The organism is Kocuria rhizosphaericola (genome assembly GCF_044462205.1).
GTDB lineage: Bacteria > Actinomycetota > Actinomycetes > Actinomycetales > Micrococcaceae > Kocuria > Kocuria rhizosphaericola.
Window position 1 is genome coordinate 1 of record NZ_JBISWK010000004.1, and the last position, 15,509, is coordinate 15,509.

Sequence of the window (15,509 nt, forward strand, 5' to 3'; positions counted from 1 at the left end):
GCGGCGGGCCCGGAGCTCAGGCGGCGCCGGTCCTCCGCCGCCGGGCGCGCAGCCAGCCGGCCGTGACGAGCACGGCGAGGATCGTCACCGCGAACACCAGCACGAACCACGCGAGGCCCAGGATCCCCACGGGCGTGCCGGGGTTGGTCACGACGATCACGGAGCCGTCCCCGCCGTAGGCGAAGAGCCAGGAGACGAGGTAGCCGATGAGCCCCGGCACGGCGGCGGCCCACACGCGGCGGGTCGCGGTGCCGACCCACAGGGACACGCTGAGCAGCAGGGCGGTCGCGAAGAGCAGCCCCCAGGGGATCCACCACCCGGCGGCCGAGTACCAGACGGCGCCGTGCAGGACGGTGGCCACGGACGCCGCCACGGCACCGGCCGCGACGGACGTCACGAGGGTGGAGAGCACGGAGGCCTGGGCGTGCCCGGGCGCCTCCTCCTCCGGGGCCGCCGCGTCGGGGTCCCCGGCGAGCAGCCGGTAGGTCTCGAGGGCGCTGAAGGGTTGCCACACCCCGTTGGAGAGGGCGAAGCGCGCACCGTCCTCGGCCAGCACCAGCTGGGTGGCGTGAGCGGCCATGGCGGCCCGCTTGCGCTCGGCGGAGCCGTGCACCGCGGCCTGCGGGCGCGGGTCCTCGGCCCGGGCCTCGCCCTCGACCGCCCACACGAGGGGCGTCCGCCAGGGCTCGGCATCCGTCCCGTCGGCGTCCGCGCCCGGGCGGGCGGCGAGCTCGGCACCGCGCAGCGCGACGGCGGAGGTGCGGACGTGGTCGGGGTGGCCGTAGCCGCCGTCGTCGTCGTAGGTCACGAGCACGTGCGGGCGCACGGCCCGGACCGCGGCGGCGACGTGCGCGGCGGCCTCGTCGGCCGTGGCCGCGGTGAGGCTGTGCGGGGAGGAGTCCTCGGCGGGCGCGGCCCGCCCGTCGGGGCCCCAGGACATGCCGGAGTCGTGGTAGTGGCCCGTGCCGCCGGCGAAGCCCACGGCGGGGTCGAGGGCGGGGGGCTCCCCCGCGAAGAAGCGCTCGGCCACGCCGAGGCGGGCCGCGGCGTCGTGGAGCTCGCCGACACGGTAGCGGCCCAGGGCCGTCCCGTCGTCGGAGCACTCCGGGCGGCCGACCTCGAGCCCGTGCAACGGCTCGGGAATGACCTCGCCGCGCTCGCCGCGGGTCATGGTGAGCAGCACGACCTGCGCGCCGAGCTCCGCGTACCGGCCCATGGTGGCGCCGGTCGCGATGGACTCGTCGTCGGGGTGGGCGTGCACGAACAGCAGCCGGGCGTCCTCCGGTCGCAGCCCCGGGGGCAGCAGCCCCGGCAGGGCGTCCTCGCGCACGAGGACGCCCTGCTCGGGGTAGTACGGGACGGGCGGCTGGGTCACGGCCTGGCCTGCTGCGCTGTGCTGCTGCGGTCCGGGATCAGGCGCGGGCCCGGGCCCGGTTGGCCTTCATCCGCTCGTTGGCGTCGAGGATCACCTTGCGGATGCGGATCGCGTCCGGGGTGACCTCCACGCACTCGTCCTCGCGGGCGAACTCGAGGGACTCCTCGAGCGTCAGCTTGCGCGGGGGCGTGAGGTTCTCGAAGGTGTCGGAGGAGGCCGCACGCATGTTGGTGAGCTTCTTCTCCTTGGTGATGTTCACGTCCATGTCGTCGGCGCGGGAGTTCTCGCCCACGATCATGCCCTGGTAGACCTCGGAGGTGGGCTCCACGAAGAAGGAGCCGCGCTCCTGCAGGTTGATCATGGCGAACGGGGTGACCACCCCGGCCCGGTCGGCGATCATCGAGCCGTTGGTGCGGTACTCGATGTCCCCGGCCCACGGCTCGTAGCCGTCGGCGTAGGAGGACGCGATGCCGGCGCCGCGGGTCTCGGTGAGGAACCGGGTGCGGAAGCCGATCAGACCGCGGGCGGGAACCTTGAACTCCATCCGCACCCAGCCGGTGCCGTGGTTGGCCATGGCCTCCATGCGGCCCTTGCGGCCGGCCATCAGCTGCGTCACGGCGCCGAGGAACTCGTCCGGCACGTCGATGGTCATGTGCTCGTAGGGCTCGTGCACCTTGCCGTCGACGATCTTCGTCACGACCTGGGGCTTGCCCGCGGTCAGCTCGAAGCCCTCGCGGCGCATCTGCTCCACGAGGATCGCCAGGGCCAGCTCGCCGCGGCCCTGCACCTCCCAGGCGTCGGGACGCTGGGTGGGGAGCACCTTGAGCGAGACGTTGCCGACGAGCTCCTTGTCGAGGCGGTCCTTGACCTGGCGGGCGGTGACCTTGGTGCCCTTGGTGCGGCCGGCCAGCGGCGAGGTGTTGATGCCGATGGTCATGGAGATCGCGGGGTCGTCCACCGTGATCAGGGGCAGGGGCTGCGGGTTGTCCGGGTCGGTGAGGGTCTCGCCGATGGTGATCTCCTCGATCCCGGCGACGGCCACGATCTCGCCGGGGCCGGCGGACTCGGCCGGGACCCGGTCCAGGCCCTTGGTGGCCAGCAGCTCGGAGATCCGCACGTTCTTGAGCTCGCCGTTGGCCCGCGCCCAGGCCACGGTCTGACCCTTCTTGAGGGTGCCGTTGAAGATGCGCAGCAGGGCGAGACGGCCCAGGAACGGGGAGGCGTCCAGGTTGGTCACGTGGGCCTGGAGCACGCCCTCGGGGTCGTAGGAGGGCGCGGGGACGTGCTTGATGATCGTCTCGAACAGCGGCTCGAGGTCCTCGTTGTCCGGCAGGCCGCCGTTCTCCGGCTGCACCAGGGAGGCCCGGCCGTCACGGCCCGCGGCGTAGACCACGGGCACGTCCAGGACGGCGTCCAGGTCGAGGTCCGGCTCGTCCTCGGAGATGTCCGAGGCCAGGCCCAGCAGCAGGTCCATGGACTCGTGCACGACCTCCTCGATCCGGGCGTCCGGGCGGTCGACCTTGTTGACCACGAGGATCACGGGCAGCTTCGCCTCGAGGGCCTTGCGCAGCACGAAGCGGGTCTGCGGCAGCGGGCCCTCGGAGGCGTCCACGAGCAGCACGACGCCGTCGACCATGGACAGGCCGCGCTCGACCTCGCCGCCGAAGTCGGCGTGGCCGGGGGTGTCGATGACGTTGATGGTGATGGTCTCCCCCTCGGCGGAGGGACCTTCGTAGAACACCGTGGTGTTCTTGGCGAGGATCGTGATCCCCTTCTCGCGCTCCAGGTCACCGGAGTCCATCACGCGCTCCTCGACCTCACCGTGGGACGAGAACGCGTGCGTCTGCTGGAGCATCGCGTCCACGATGGTGGTCTTGCCGTGGTCGACGTGGGCCACGATGGCCACGTTGCGGAGGTCGGCGCGCTGGGCGGTGGTGGAGGTGACAGGCATACGCGTGGGTCTCTCTTCGGGTGGAGATGCGGGGGGAGGTGCAGCCCTCCCGATGGGTGCGGCCGGGGCGCCGCCGCGCACCCGGAGGGACCCGGGCGGGAGCGCCCGCACAGCGGGCCGTCGACCATTCTACCCCGCGGGACCGCCCGGGCGGCACCCCGGGCGCCTGTGACCCCGCCGACTCCCCCGTCCCGGCACGGATCCGCCCGGTCGTCCGGGGATCCGCGAGCACCCGAGGGATCCGGCGCCCCGGGGCGCGGACGGAGCGTTCGGCAGGCCCCAGGAGGCTCCGCTCAGGGCCGGCGCTCCAGCGCCGCCCGGACCGTCGCGGGGGCCGGATTGGTGTGCGGGACGCCGTCGAGGACGACGGTCGGCACGATCGCGTCGCCCCCGTTGACGGAGCGGACGTAGGCGGCGGCGCCCGGGTCCGCCCAGATGTCGACCCAGCGGGCACGCCGGGCGCGGGAGCCCAGGGACGCGCGCAGACGCAGGCAGTACCCGCAGCCGGGACGGTAGTAGACGGTCACGGGGTCCGGCGCGGCCTCCGGGGCGGCGCCCCGGCGCGGGAAGACCAGCGGGGAGCACACCGCCACGCCCACGGCACCGGCGAGCACCGCGATCCCCGCCTCGCCGAGCTCTCCGCGCCCGAGCCGGAGGACCACGGCGGCACCGGTCACCAGCAGGACCAGCGCCGCGAGCCACCAGCTGCGCACGGAGGGTCCGGTCACCAGGAGGGCAGCACCGGCAGCGGGCCGTCGGCCTCGACGTTCTCGTCCTCGCCGCGGGCCAGCCACTCGAGCAGGCCCTCCCGGTCGGACTCGACGCGCAGGGCGCCGTCGCCGATCACCCACTCGTCGCGCTCCTCCGTCACCAGCGTCATGCCGGGGGCGCCCTTGGCGCGCATGGTGCGCACGGCCGCCTCGAGGGCGTTGAGCAGGGAGTCGGGGTCGGCCTCCTCGATGGTCCAGGCGGTGTCGAGGTCGTGGTGGTGGACGACGACCTCGGCGATGCGCAGCGCCACGATGGAGGTCGCGGGGATCTGCTTGCCGTGCAGGTGCACCTCCTCGACGGCGAGCTCCCCGGCCAGCCGCTGGGACTGCTCGGCGAAGTAGGACGCGGACTCGCGCACCTTCTCGACCAGCTCCTCCCGGGGCAGGTCCGCCAGCTCGGCGATCTCCTGGTTGCGGGCCTCCGCCGACGCGTAGGGGGCCTGCTCCTGGCCCGTGACTGCCCAGTCGATGAGCTTCACGAGCGCGCGCCCGTTGGAGGCGATGTGGGCGACGACGTCGGCGCGGCGCCAGCCGTCGCACAGCGATGGCGCGGCCAGCTCGTCGTCGGACAGGGACGCGGTGGTGGCCAGGAACATCTCGGTCTCGCGGCCGAGGCGGGAGAGGTCCGAGTGCAGGCGGGCAGGATTGATCATGGGTTCACCCTATCGAGCGCAGGGTGAGCCGGACCACCTCCGGGCCCCCGGGACCCATACCGGGTTCGTCTCGGCTCAGAGCGTCGGGAGGCGCGCGAAGGCGCGCTCGGCCTCCCGGCGGCGGGCGGCCGAGAGCTCCTCGAACGGGGCGAGCACGAGCGCGGATCCCCCCGCGCGGCGCACGCGCCCCCAGGTCCCCACGATCCGCCCGCCCGCCACGAGGGTGGGCTTGAAGACCCCGTTGCCGCCGGGGACGATCCGGGTCGCGTGGTCCGGGGCCAGCACGTGGGACCGGTCCCCGTAGCCCAGGACGAACTCGTCGAAGGGCGGCAGCAGGAAGACCCCGGCGGCCCGCCGGTCGCCGGGGTCGGGGCCCTCGAGCACCTCAGGGGCGCACCACAGCTCGCGGCCGCCGCGGTCGTGCACGGCCACGACACCGTCCAGCCCCGTCAGGGCGTCGCGCACCGCGGACCGGGGCAGGGCCGACCACCGGGCGGCGTCCGCCACGGAGGCCGGGCCGTGACCGCGCAGGTACCGGCGCACCCAGCGCGCGACGACGGGCGCGACACCGCCGGCGCCCGTCCCGGGTCCGGCCGTCCCCTCCCCCGCCGCCGGGATCCAGTCCGAGACGGGGACCACGAGCTGGTCCCGCGCGTCCACGGTCAGCGGGCCCAGGCAGAGGGTCGCGTCCAGGTGCAGGGCGAGCATCAGGTGGTAGGCCCGGCCCGGCTCGCCCAGCAGTCCGGCCTCCTCCCACGCGGCGTGCAGGCGCTCGCGGGGCTGCGGGCCGTGGCGCAGCGCGGCGAGCGCGGCCTCCCGGGCCGCGTCGAGCCGCTCGTCGATGCCCAGGGCGCGGCGCCGGGCGGCCGTCGAGGCGACGGTGCGGGGGCCCAGGACCGCCAGCCACTCCCGCAGGTCCTCGGCGGGCACCAGGTGCAGGGTGCCGCGCATGGGCCACGTGCGCACGATCCGGCCGTCGTCGAAGGCCTTCCGCAGACCGTCGGACCCGGCGGCCCGGCGGAGGCCGACCGAGACCAGGGCGCCGGGCAGGTCCTGCGCCTGGACGGCCCCGAGGGCGCGCACGACGTCCTCGGGCGCCAGGTCCTCCGGCCGCACGAGCCCGTGGGCCGCGAGCCGCGCGAGGCCGATCTCGCGGTCGGTCAGGACGGTCGGGGCGGTCACTGCAGGGCCCGTCCCCGCTGCTCGGGCAGGGCGAACGCGGAGAGCGCGGCCACGAGGAAGGCCGCGCCGAAGACGGCGAAGACCGTGACGACGTCGTAGCGCTCCCCGCCGAGGACGAGCAGCACCGGCACGGCCAGCGGGGCCAGGATCGAGGCGATCCGGCCGAAGGCGGCCGCGGCCCCGGTCCCCGTTCCGCGCAGCGCGGTGGGATAGAGCTCCGGGCCTATCGCGTACAGCGCGCCCCACGCCCCCAGGTTGAAGAAGGACAGCGCCATGCCGGAGCCGATCACCTGCCACGGGAGCACGACGCTGCCCATCGACACGATCCCGAACAGCACCGCGCTCAGCGCGGAGCCCCCGAGGAACACGGCCAGGGTGATCCGCCGGCCCCAGACCTCGATCAGCCAGGCGGCCGCGGCGTAGCCGGGCAGCTGGGCGAGCGTGATGACCAGGACGTAGCCGAAGGACGTCGTCAGCGTGAGGCCCTGCTGGAGCAGGAGCGTGGGCAGCCAGGTGAACGCCCCGTAGTAGGCGAAGTTGATGCAGAACCAGACGGTCCACAGCGCCGCCGTGCGCCGCCGCAGGTCCGGACCCCAGATCCTGGTCGCCCCCTCGCCCGGGCGCGGCCCGGTCTGCTCTGCGGCCCGGGCCTGCTCCGCGGTCTCGGCCCGGGAGCGGCCCAGGGGGCGGGCCCGCTCGAACGCGCGCACCGCGGCCTCGGCCTCGTCCGTCCGGCCCCGGTGCTCCAGGAAGCGGACCGACTCCGGCAGGGCCCGGCGCACGACCACGGCGTAGAGGGCCGGCACGAGACCCACGACCAGCGCCCAGCGCCAGCCGTCCGGGGAGGAGGGCACCACGAAGTAGCCCACGAGCGCGGCGAGGATCCAGCCGACGGCCCAGAAGGACTCGAGGATCACCACCACGCGGCCGCGGATCCGGCGGGGGGCGTACTCGGAGACGAGGGTGGAGGCCACGGGCAGCTCGGCACCGAGGCCGAGGCCCACCACGAAGCGCAGGACCACGAGCGCGGCGAGGGAGCCGACGAGCGCGGACGCGCCGGTGGCCAGGCCGTAGACCAGCAGGGTCAGTGCGAAGACCTGGCGCCGGCCGAGCCGGTCGGCCAGGAGCCCGCCGAGGCTGGCGCCCACGGCCATGCCCACGAAACCGATCGAGGCGAGCAGGGACAGCTCCCCGGTGCCCAGACCCCACTCCTGGGCGAGCGCGGCCATCACGAACGAGATGAGGCCCACGTCCATGGCGTCCAGGGCCCAGCCGACCCCGGAGCCGACGAGCAGCTTCCGGTGCTGGGTGGTGAACGGCAGCCGGTCCAGCCGCTGGGAGCGCGTCAGCGCGGACGTGGCGCCGCCGGGCCGTTGGCTCTCGTGCATGCTCCGGTCCTTCCCTCTGCAGCGCGGTGCTGCGACCACTGTAGGCGGTCGGCGGACCGGGCAGCGTCGGGCGCATGTCGTCCCGCCCCGAGCCCGGGACCTGCTCCGCCCCTAGACTGGAGGGGTCCCCACCCACCGGCCCGGCGAGGGAGCCTCCTGTGACAACGGTCGCCGTGTACCTGGTCGTCGCCTTCGGCGCCGGCGCCCTCGCCGTCCTGCTCCGGCTGCCGCCCCTGGTGGGCTTCCTGGCCGCGGGGTTCGTGCTCAACGGCCTGGGCGTGGAACGGCTGGAGGCGATGGAGGAGCTCGCCGACATCGGCGTCACCCTGATGCTGTTCGGCATCGGCCTCAAGCTCGACGCCCGGTCCCTGTTGCGCCGGGAGGTGTGGGGCACCGCGGGGGTGCACATGGTGCTGAGCACGGCGCTGGGCGTCGGCTTCCTGGGGCTGTTCATGCTGGCCGGTCTGGCCCTGCCCGAGGCGGACCTGCCCACGCTCGCCCTGGTGGGCTTCGCGCTGTCCTTCTCGAGCACCGTGCTGGTGTTCAAGGTGCTCGAGGAGCGCAGCGAGACCACGTCGCTGTACGGCCGCGTGGCGATCGGCATCCTGATCATGCAGGACATCGCCGCCGTCGCCTTCATCGCCGTCACGAACGAGCACCCGCCGAGCCCGTGGGCCGTGGCACTGGTGCTGCTGCTGCCGGCGGCGTGGCTGTTCCGCCGGGTCTGGGACCGGATCGGGCACGGGGAGATGCAGGCCCTGTTCGGGGTCGTCATGGCCCTGGTCCCCGGCTACATCGCCTTCTCCGCCGTGGGGATCAAGGGGGACCTCGGCGCGCTGCTGGTGGGCATGCTCCTGGCCTCGCACGCGAACGCGGGCGAGCTCTCCCGGACCCTGTTCACCCTCAAGGACCTGCTGCTCGTGGCGTTCTTCGTCTCGATCGGGTTCAACGGCATGCCGGACAGCATGACGGTGCTCCTGGGGCTGCTGCTGCTGGCGCTCGTGCCGGTGCAGGCGATGCTGTTCGTGCTGCTGCTGTGGGTGTTCGGGATGCGCCGCCGGACCTCGCTGCGCGGGGGGCTGGCCCTGGCCAACCACTCGGAGTTCGCCCTGATCGTGGGGGCCGTCGGGGTGTCCTCCGGACTGCTCGCGGAGCGCTGGCTCGTGGTGCTCTCGGTAGCGGTCGCGGCGAGTTTCGTGGTCTCCGCGCTGGTCAACCGGCGCGGTTCGCCCCTGATCGGCACCCTGGCCCGGCGGCTGCCGGAGCACCCGGAGCACCGGCTGCACGCGGAGGACCGGCCCATCGACATCGGCCACGCCGAGGTCCTGGTGCTGGGCATGGGACGGGTGGGACAGGCCGCCTACCAGGAGTTCGCCGAGGAGCACGGGTTCTCCGTGGTGGGCGTCGAGAACTCCACCGACCGCACCGAGCGCCTGCGCCAGGAGGGCTTCGACGTGCAGAACGAGGACGCGACCGACCAGGAGTTCTGGGAACGGGTGCTCGCGACCGGCCACGTGCAGGTCGCCGTGCTGGCCATGCCCTTCCACGGCTCCAACCTCGTGGCCCTGCGCCAGCTCACGGAGTCCGGGTTCGCGGGGGCCGTGGCCGCCGTGGCGCAGTACGACGACGAGGTGCAGGAGCTGCGCGAGCAGGGGGTCCGGACGGTCTTCAACCTCTACAGCGGCGCCGGCATCGCCCTCGCCGCGGAGACCGTCGAGGCCCTCGGCCGCCGGCCCGACTGACCGCGGCGGGGCCGCGGCCGGTGCACGTCGGCCCGAGGGCACCGGCCCGGTGCGGTCCTCGGGCTAGGCTCGCGGCATGAGGGCCCGGATCGACCGCTATCTGCTCGACGTCGCGGGACCCCGCCGCACCCCCGCCCTCAACCGGCACCTCGCCTACCTGCTCGCCCTGGTGGCCGGGGTGCTCAACTCGGTGGGCTTCGTGGCCGTGGCCGTGTACACCTCCCACATGACGGGGCTCACCGCGATGGTGGCCGACCACCTCGTTCTGGGCGATCTGCGGCTCGTGGCGGTCGGGGTGCTGGCCGTCGTCGCGTTCACGTGCGGGGCCGCGTGCTGCGCGCTGATGTTCAACTGGGCGCGGCGCCGCGGGCTGCACAGCCGCTACGCCAACGTCCTGCTGCTCGAGGGCCTGCTCATGCTCGCCTTCGGCCTGCTGGCCGAGAGCCTCACCTGGGCGCACCGGGACCTGCTGTTCGTCCCCGTGCTCGCCTTCACCATGGGCCTGCAGAACGCCGTGATCACCAAGATCTCGAACGCCCAGATCCGCACGACCCACGTGACGGGCATGGTCACGGACATCGGCATCGAGCTCGGCAAGTTCCTCTACCGCAACCGGCTCGCGGACGCGGACCCCGTGACCGGCGACGCCGGGAAGCTCAGGCTGCTGGCCGCGCTCGTGGGACTCTTCTTCGCCGGCGGGGTGCTCGGCGCCCTGGGCTACGTGGCCGCGGGTTTCCCGGTCCTCGTGCCCGCCGCGCTCGCCCTGCTCGTGGCGGCGTGGCGCCCGCTCGCCGCCGACCTGGGCTTCCGCCGCTCCTCCGCCTCCTGAACCAGGGCCCCAGGGCCCGGTGACGAGGACGGCGCCTCATGCTCCCGGCTGCACGGCCTTGCACAGCTGGACCAGCCGGCTGATCTCGCGGTGCGGGGCGCCGGTGGGGCGGACCACCTCGTCCCGGGCCGCCACTGCGCACCGGACGAGCGTCCACGCCCGGAGGCGCTCCTCGTCGGCGCCGGCTGCCAGGGCGAGGGCCTCCATCCGGTCCGCCAGGGCCGCGGCCAGGGCGCCGCCGTGGCCGGCCTCCTCCGGGCGGTGCCACAGGGCGGGGACCAGCGCGAACTCCGGGGTGCCGACCACGGCGTGGGCCCCGGCGGCCAGCCACGGGGCGCGCTCCGACGCGCGGACGGCACCGTAGTGCAGGTCCTGGTGCACGAGCGCCACGTCCAGCTCGTCGCGCCGGAGCCGCTCGAGGCTCTTGACGGCCTGTAACCGGAAGCGGCGCGGGAACCGGGCGTCCAGGTCCGTGGCCGCCGCCAGCTCCGCCTGCCACCGCCGGGCCGTCTCCGACAGGCGGGGGAACGGGGGCCGCGGCGGCCGGGCGAGGGCGCGGGTCAGCTCGCCGAGCACGCGGCAGGCCTCGAGGACCGGCAGCCCGTGCAGGTCCCGGTCGGCGGTGCGCTCGAGCAGCAGCGCCCGGTCCGCCGGCTCGGCCCGGAGCAGCCGCACGGCCCCGCGCCCGGCCCACACGCGCAGGGCCAGGTGCTCGTGCTCGGCGCCGGGCCGCGGCGGGGCGAGCCGCAGCACGGCCGGCTCCCCGGCGCGGGTGCGCACCGGCAGGGCCAGGGCCCCGTCGTCGTCCCGCGCCGGCCCGTCGGGGGCCAGCTCCCACGCGGCCGTGTACCGGTCCGCGAGCCCGGCGGGGACACCGGCCGGACGGCCGTCCGCTCCCGGGGCGCTTCCGGAGGAAGTCGTCATCGGACCATTCTGGCGCACCGCCCCGCGGCGATCGGGGGCCCGCGCACCGTTCGCTAGACTGCGAGCGCCCACCCCGTCCAGGAACGGAGTCGACCCGCCCGTGAACGAGCTGCTGTTCGCCTTCGGCCTGACGCTGTTCGCGGGGCTGGCCACGGGAGCAGGAGCCTTCATGGCCCTGGTCACCAAGCGCACCGACGCCAAGTTCCTCGCGGTGAGCCTCGGCTTCTCGGCCGGGGTGATGATCTACGTGTCCCTGGTCGAGATCTTCGTCAAGGCGCAGGTCGCCCTGGTCGCGGAGCTCGGGGAGCGCGCCGGGGCGTGGGCCACCGCGGGCGGGTTCTTCGGGGGCATCGCCCTGATCGCGGTGATCGACCGGTTGGTGCCCTCCCGCGTCAACCCGCACGAGTACCCGCACGACGACGCCGGACGGCAGCGCCGGCTCATGCGGATGGGCACGATGACGGCGCTGGCGATCGCGATCCACAACTTCCCCGAGGGCTTCGCGACCTTCGTGGTGGCCATGCAGGAGCCGTCCGTGGCGATCCCGGTGGTCGTGGCCATCGCGCTGCACAACGTCCCCGAGGGGATCTCCGTGGCCGTGCCGATCTACCACGCCACGGGCAACCGCCGGAGGGCCTTCCGCTGGGCGTTCCTCTCCGGCCTGGCGGAGCCGGTCGGCGGAGTGCTCGGGTACCTCGTGCTGCGGCCGTTCCTCGACGACATCGTCTTCGGCGTCGTGTTCGCGGGCGTGGCCGGGATCATGGTCTTCATCTCCCTGGACAAGCTGCTGCCCACGGCCCAGGAGTACGGCGAGCACCACCTGTCGGTCTACGGGCTGGTGGCCGGGATGGCGGTCATGGCCGTGAGCCTGCTCCTGTTCGTGTGAGACGCCTGCGGCGCTCCGTTCCGGCTCACGGGAGCGACCGGGCGGCCGGGAGGCCCGCCGCCCGTCCCGCCTCGGCGAACGCCGCGGCGAGGTCCGCCCGGGACGCGTGGGCGTTGAGTCCGCTGGGACTGGGCAGCGCCCACAGCTGCGCCCCGGCCAGCTCCCGGTCCTGGCGCCCGAGCGCGGCCCGGGGGTCCCCGAAGGCGTGCCGGTAGGCGGTGACCCCGGCGACCGCGACGACGGCGGGGCGCAGCCCGGCGACGAGCTCTGCCAGCCGCTCCCGGCCGGCCACGAACTCGGAGGGGTCCAGCTCGTCGGCCCGGGCCGTGGCCCGGCGCACCAGGTTCGTGATGCCGAGGCCCCGGTCCAGCACGTGCTCCCGGTCCTCCGCGCTCATCCCGGTCGAGCAGTCCACGAGCCGGCCGGTGAGCCCGGCGTCGTGCAGGGCCGGCCAGAACCGGTTGCCGGGCCGGGCGAAGTGCGCCTGGGTGGCCGCGGCCCACAGGCTCGGGTTGATGCCGCAGATCAGCAGCCGCACGTCCGGGCCCAGCAGGTCGGGCAGGGTCGTGTTCCGGGCGGCCTCGAGGTCCGCCCGGCTCGGCCGGGCGCCGCCGGACGCGTTCGGGGATGCCATGCCGACATGCTAGGCCGCGCCCCGCCCGGCAGGCACCACGGGCCCCGGGCGGAGGACCGGCGCGCCCTCGAGGAGCGTCCCGCGGGATCGCCCGCGGCGGCCCGCGACGCCGCGGCCCGGCGACCGCCCGGCTACCGTGGAGGCCATGCCCCGACCGACCGAGCTCACCGTGCCCACCGAGACCGGACCGGGACGCCTGCTGGTCTCCCCCGCCGGGAACCCCACGGCGCTGCTGTGGCTCGGGCACGGCGCGGGCGGGGGCGCCGGTGCCCCCGACCTCACCGCCCTCGCCGACGAGCTCCCCCGCCACGGGATCACCGTCGTGCGCCACGAGCAGCCCTGGGTGCTCGCCGGCCGGAAGATCGCTCCCCGCCCGGCCGCCCTCGACGCCGGGTGGCTGGCGGCCGCCCCGGCCGTGACCGGGCTGGCCGCCGGGGTGCCCGTGGTCGTCGGGGGCCGCAGCGCCGGCGCGCGCGTGGCGTGCCGGACGGCCGCCGCGGTGGGCGCCTCCGCCGTCGTCTGCCTGGCCTTCCCCCTGCACCCGCCGGGCCGGCCGGAGCGCTCGCGGGCCGAGGAGCTGCTGCGGCCCCCGGTCCCCGTGCTGGTGCTGCAGGGGACGCGGGACGCCTTCGGCACGGCGGACGAGGTCGTGGCCGCCGCGGGCGGCGCGCCGGCGGTCGGCGTCGTCCCGGTCGAGGACGCGGACCACGCCCTGAAGGTCCGCCGCTCCGGGCCCGTGGGCCAGGAGGACACGCTCGCGCTGCTCCCCGCCGCGGTGCGCCGCTTCCTCCAGCGGGAGCTGCCGGCGCGCTGAGCCACGGCGGGACTTCAGCGGCGCGCCGACCAGGACTACGGTGAGGAGCACAGCGTCACCGCGATCCGTCCGCGACCAGGGAGAGAACCGTCATGGCCCGCACCCCAGAATCCCCAGACCCGCAGCGCCGAGAGCCCTCCCCCGCTGACGAGCAGCGGACCGCCGCGCCGGACGCGTCCGCCGCAGAGCGCCCGGGGACCGGCCGGGAACCGGCCGTCCGGCAGCGGGTCGGCACCGACCCCGCGCTGGACGAGCACCAGAAGCAGGGCATCTCGGGGGCCATGTGGACGGCCCTGATCCTCGGCCTGCTGATCCTGATCCTGCTGCTGATCTTCATCCTGCAGAACAACGTCGAGGCGGACTTCAACTACCTGGGCTGGCGGTTCAGCCTCCCCCTCGGCGTCGCCATGCTGCTCGCGGCGGTCGCCGGCGCGCTCATCATGGGCCTCGTCGGCTCCGTCCGGCTCTTCAGGCTGGGCCACCGGGTGCGCAAGCTCGAGAAGGAGCGCGCCGACATCAAGCGCGCCCTGGGCTGAGCTCCCCGGCCGAGCGCGGTCCGGCCCGTCAGCGGCGGGCGTCGAGCTCCTGCACCAGGCGGCGCGGCGCCGTGAGCCGGTAGGACGTCTCGACGAGCTCGGCGGCCTCGGTCCAGTCGGTCCCCGCCGGGGACAGGTCCATCCCCACCCAGCCCGAGGGCCACAGGTACGCCGGCTCGAAGAACCGCGTCCCGGCCAGCAGCGCGGGACGCTCCTGCGGGTCGGCCTTGACCAGCAGCGCCGTGTCGAAGGCGATCGACGTGTCCCCCCGCAGCGTCCCGCCGTAGACCGCGAAGCCCGTCCTTGTGCAGAACCACGGGCGGCCGTGGGAGATCTTCTCCTGGGCGCCGGGCAGCGCGAGGCAGATCGTGCGCACACGGGCCAGCACCGGATCGTCGCCGTCGAACCTGAGCGGGTGCCTCATGACACCCATCGTAGGCCGGTCCGTTGCGCTGAGGGCATCAGGCAGTAGCCTGACAGCACCCCGAACGACAGGACGGTTCCCATGAGCTCCTCCGCACCCCCCGACGACCGCCCGGTTCCCGAGGACGACGACGTGATCGCCCCCGCGACCGTGGTCGACCTCACGAGCGGCCCCGCCCACATCACGCCCGTGCTCGTCGACGGCGAGGCCCGCTACGCCGTGGAGCTGCCCGACCAGCCCCTGGCCGAGGACGACGTCGCGAGCCTGGCCGTCGCGCTGCAGGTGGCACAGTCCGGCCCCGCCGTGCTCGTGGACATCGAGGACTACCTCGAGGCGGCGGCACCGCCCGAGGACGCCACCGGCTCCCAGCCGTAGCGGCCGGTCCGTGCGCCGGGACCACGGCCCCGACGCACGGACCGGCACCTCTTCCGGGCCCGCCCGGCACACGGCCTCCCCGCGCCTCCGCGAACCGCTGACTGCATCGCTGAGCCGGATAACGCACCCCTCCGGGCGGCCTCCTGGCGGTCCGCCGGCCAAGTGCCCACGATGGTGGTGCGAGCCGGCCGGACCGGGGCCGCGCCGGGGGCGGCGGCAGCCAGGGCGGGGGCCGGCCTCTTCTCGCACCGGGGCCACCAGGGGAGACGACGATGGACGACAGCACCGTGCACGCAGGGCTGCGCACGCCGGGCGCGCCGGAGAGATCGCGCGGGGCGCCCAAGCTCTCGGTCCTCGTCCGGATCGACCTCGACGGCCGGCACGTGGCCCTGGTCGTCACCGGCGTGCTGACCGGGACGAACCAGCAGGCACTGGTGCCGCTCGCCACCCGGGCGCGGGCACTCTTCCCCGGATCGGACCTCACCGTGGAGCTGCACCAGGCGCACGAGGCGGAGCCCGCGGCCGTGGACCTCCTGCGCTGGAGCCTCGAGGACGCGCGGCCGGTCACCGGCCCGGTGCGGATCGTCGTGCCGGGCCGGATCGAGAAGCCCCGGGCGGGACGCACCCCGTGAGCACGTGGACCGCCGAGGCCACCGTCCGGACGACCCACAGGGTGGACGTGTCCGCGGCCGGAGCGCTGAGCCGGGCCGTCACGGCGGCGCACTGCATCGCCCGCAGCAGCGGCGCGCACGGCGTGTCCCTCCGGATGGACGTGGAGGCCGAGACCGGGGCCGGCGCCTACCGGGCGGCCCTGTCCCTGTTCGCCACCCGGGTGCTGCCGCACCTCGAGGACGCGGACCTGACCGATCTGCGGATCGTGGCGGGCGGGGCCGACTGACCACGGAGGCATCCCGCGTGCGCTCACCCGTCCGTGGTTCACTGCCTGCAGATCACACCCGGTGACCAACGCCCCGGAGGGCCCGAAGAAGCTGGACATCGGCCCGTACCGGCCCATGCAGTCGCGCC

17 protein-coding genes are annotated in these 15,509 nt (G+C 75.0%); 8 read left to right on the forward strand and 9 right to left on the reverse strand.

Features of this window, described 5'->3' with window-relative positions; all coding sequences use genetic code 11:
• Window positions 1-16 precede the first annotated feature (16 nt).
• From ACH9D2_RS00325 to ACH9D2_RS00350, 6 genes are all read right to left on the reverse strand, one after another.
• Entirely contained in the window at window positions 17-1,375 is a 1,359-nt protein-coding gene (locus tag ACH9D2_RS00325) for a PIG-L family deacetylase (protein WP_396360714.1), read from the reverse strand.
• 37 nt (window positions 1,376-1,412) lie between these two features.
• Window positions 1,413-3,326 (reverse strand): translational GTPase TypA, encoded by a 1,914-nt coding sequence (gene typA / locus ACH9D2_RS00330; protein ID WP_396360715.1) that lies wholly within the window; start codon window positions 3,324-3,326, stop codon window positions 1,413-1,415.
• Window positions 3,327-3,619: 293 nt separating this feature from the next.
• A complete protein-coding gene (locus ACH9D2_RS00335) occupies window positions 3,620-4,054 on the reverse strand; it encodes a glutaredoxin domain-containing protein (RefSeq protein WP_396360716.1) in 435 nt (144 codons plus the stop codon).
• Entirely contained in the window at window positions 4,051-4,749 is a 699-nt protein-coding gene (locus tag ACH9D2_RS00340) for a maleylpyruvate isomerase family mycothiol-dependent enzyme (protein WP_396360717.1), read from the reverse strand. Before ACH9D2_RS00340 ends, ACH9D2_RS00335 begins: the two co-directional genes overlap by 4 nt.
• 75 nt (window positions 4,750-4,824) lie before the next feature.
• Window positions 4,825-5,931: a winged helix DNA-binding domain-containing protein gene (locus ACH9D2_RS00345; protein ID WP_396360718.1), complete on the reverse strand. Its 1,107-nt coding sequence runs from the start codon at window positions 5,929-5,931 to the stop codon at window positions 4,825-4,827.
• Entirely contained in the window at window positions 5,928-7,319 is a 1,392-nt protein-coding gene (locus tag ACH9D2_RS00350) for an MFS transporter (RefSeq protein WP_396360719.1), read from the reverse strand. The genes ACH9D2_RS00345 and ACH9D2_RS00350 overlap by 4 nt, the downstream gene beginning before the upstream one ends.
• A 158-nt stretch (window positions 7,320-7,477) precedes the next feature.
• Between ACH9D2_RS00350 and ACH9D2_RS00355 the strand changes: the two genes are divergently transcribed.
• Window positions 7,478-9,061, forward strand: a complete 1,584-nt coding sequence (locus tag ACH9D2_RS00355; protein WP_396360720.1) for a cation:proton antiporter domain-containing protein — start codon at window positions 7,478-7,480, stop codon at window positions 9,059-9,061.
• A gap of 76 nt (window positions 9,062-9,137) precedes the next feature.
• Window positions 9,138-9,890, forward strand: coding sequence for a YoaK family protein (locus tag ACH9D2_RS00360; RefSeq protein ID WP_396360721.1), 753 nt, complete (start codon window positions 9,138-9,140; stop codon window positions 9,888-9,890).
• Window positions 9,891-9,926: 36 nt separating this feature from the next.
• Here ACH9D2_RS00360 and ACH9D2_RS00365 read toward each other — a convergent pair whose 3' ends face one another.
• Window positions 9,927-10,814 (reverse strand): aminoglycoside phosphotransferase family protein, encoded by an 888-nt coding sequence (locus ACH9D2_RS00365; RefSeq protein WP_396360722.1) that lies wholly within the window; start codon window positions 10,812-10,814, stop codon window positions 9,927-9,929.
• Between the two features lie 100 nt (window positions 10,815-10,914).
• Here ACH9D2_RS00365 and zupT point away from each other — a divergent pair, with 100 nt between their 5' ends.
• Window positions 10,915-11,700, forward strand: a complete 786-nt coding sequence (zupT, locus tag ACH9D2_RS00370) for a zinc transporter ZupT (RefSeq protein ID WP_396360723.1) — start codon at window positions 10,915-10,917, stop codon at window positions 11,698-11,700.
• A gap of 25 nt (window positions 11,701-11,725) precedes the next feature.
• Here the strand turns inward: zupT and ACH9D2_RS00375 are convergent, their stop codons facing one another.
• Window positions 11,726-12,334 carry a uracil-DNA glycosylase family protein gene (locus ACH9D2_RS00375; protein WP_396360724.1) on the reverse strand — a complete coding sequence of 203 codons (609 nt, stop codon included), beginning with the start codon at window positions 12,332-12,334 and terminating at the stop codon, window positions 11,726-11,728.
• Between the two features lie 145 nt (window positions 12,335-12,479).
• Between ACH9D2_RS00375 and ACH9D2_RS00380 the strand changes: the two genes are divergently transcribed.
• Window positions 12,480-13,148 (forward strand): alpha/beta hydrolase family protein, encoded by a 669-nt coding sequence (locus ACH9D2_RS00380; protein ID WP_396360725.1) that lies wholly within the window; start codon window positions 12,480-12,482, stop codon window positions 13,146-13,148.
• A gap of 92 nt (window positions 13,149-13,240) precedes the next feature.
• The gene (locus ACH9D2_RS00385) at window positions 13,241-13,684 is read left to right on the forward strand and encodes a lipopolysaccharide assembly protein LapA domain-containing protein (protein ID WP_396360726.1); all 444 of its coding nucleotides are present in this window, start codon (window positions 13,241-13,243) and stop codon (window positions 13,682-13,684) included.
• Window positions 13,685-13,712: 28 nt separating this feature from the next.
• Here ACH9D2_RS00385 and ACH9D2_RS00390 read toward each other — a convergent pair whose 3' ends face one another.
• Window positions 13,713-14,108 (reverse strand): MmcQ/YjbR family DNA-binding protein, encoded by a 396-nt coding sequence (locus tag ACH9D2_RS00390; protein ID WP_396360727.1) that lies wholly within the window; start codon window positions 14,106-14,108, stop codon window positions 13,713-13,715.
• Between the two features lie 81 nt (window positions 14,109-14,189).
• On the opposite strand from ACH9D2_RS00390, the gene ACH9D2_RS00395 reads away from it, so the two are divergent.
• From ACH9D2_RS00395 to ACH9D2_RS00405, 3 genes are all read left to right on the forward strand, one after another.
• The gene (locus tag ACH9D2_RS00395) at window positions 14,190-14,483 is read left to right on the forward strand and encodes a hypothetical protein (protein ID WP_396360728.1); all 294 of its coding nucleotides are present in this window, start codon (window positions 14,190-14,192) and stop codon (window positions 14,481-14,483) included.
• A 272-nt stretch (window positions 14,484-14,755) separates the two neighbouring features.
• Entirely contained in the window at window positions 14,756-15,115 is a 360-nt protein-coding gene (locus ACH9D2_RS00400) for a hypothetical protein (RefSeq protein WP_396360729.1), read from the forward strand.
• Window positions 15,112-15,381 (forward strand): hypothetical protein, encoded by a 270-nt coding sequence (locus tag ACH9D2_RS00405; RefSeq protein WP_396360730.1) that lies wholly within the window; start codon window positions 15,112-15,114, stop codon window positions 15,379-15,381. The genes ACH9D2_RS00400 and ACH9D2_RS00405 overlap by 4 nt, the downstream gene beginning before the upstream one ends.
• Window positions 15,382-15,509 lie beyond the last annotated feature (128 nt).

Bases quoted from the DNA above. Each gene is read 5' to 3' on its own strand.
- ACH9D2_RS00400 (WP_396360729.1), top strand. From the start codon at position 14,756: ATGGACGACAGCACCGTGCACGCAGGGCTGCGCACGCCGGGCGCGCCG.
- ACH9D2_RS00385 (WP_396360726.1), top strand. From the start codon at position 13,241: ATGGCCCGCACCCCAGAATCCCCAGACCCGCAGCGCCGAGAGCCCTCC.
- ACH9D2_RS00340 (WP_396360717.1), bottom strand. From the start codon at position 4,749: ATGATCAATCCTGCCCGCCTGCACTCGGACCTCTCCCGCCTCGGCCGC.
- ACH9D2_RS00360 (WP_396360721.1), top strand. From the start codon at position 9,138: ATGAGGGCCCGGATCGACCGCTATCTGCTCGACGTCGCGGGACCCCGC.
- ACH9D2_RS00350 (WP_396360719.1), bottom strand. From the start codon at position 7,319: ATGCACGAGAGCCAACGGCCCGGCGGCGCCACGTCCGCGCTGACGCGC.
- typA (WP_396360715.1), bottom strand. From the start codon at position 3,326: ATGCCTGTCACCTCCACCACCGCCCAGCGCGCCGACCTCCGCAACGTG.
- ACH9D2_RS00380 (WP_396360725.1), top strand. From the start codon at position 12,480: ATGCCCCGACCGACCGAGCTCACCGTGCCCACCGAGACCGGACCGGGA.
- ACH9D2_RS00365 (WP_396360722.1), bottom strand. From the start codon at position 10,814: ATGACGACTTCCTCCGGAAGCGCCCCGGGAGCGGACGGCCGTCCGGCC.
- ACH9D2_RS00390 (WP_396360727.1), bottom strand. From the start codon at position 14,108: ATGAGGCACCCGCTCAGGTTCGACGGCGACGATCCGGTGCTGGCCCGT.
- ACH9D2_RS00395 (WP_396360728.1), top strand. From the start codon at position 14,190: ATGAGCTCCTCCGCACCCCCCGACGACCGCCCGGTTCCCGAGGACGAC.
- ACH9D2_RS00375 (WP_396360724.1), bottom strand. From the start codon at position 12,334: ATGGCATCCCCGAACGCGTCCGGCGGCGCCCGGCCGAGCCGGGCGGAC.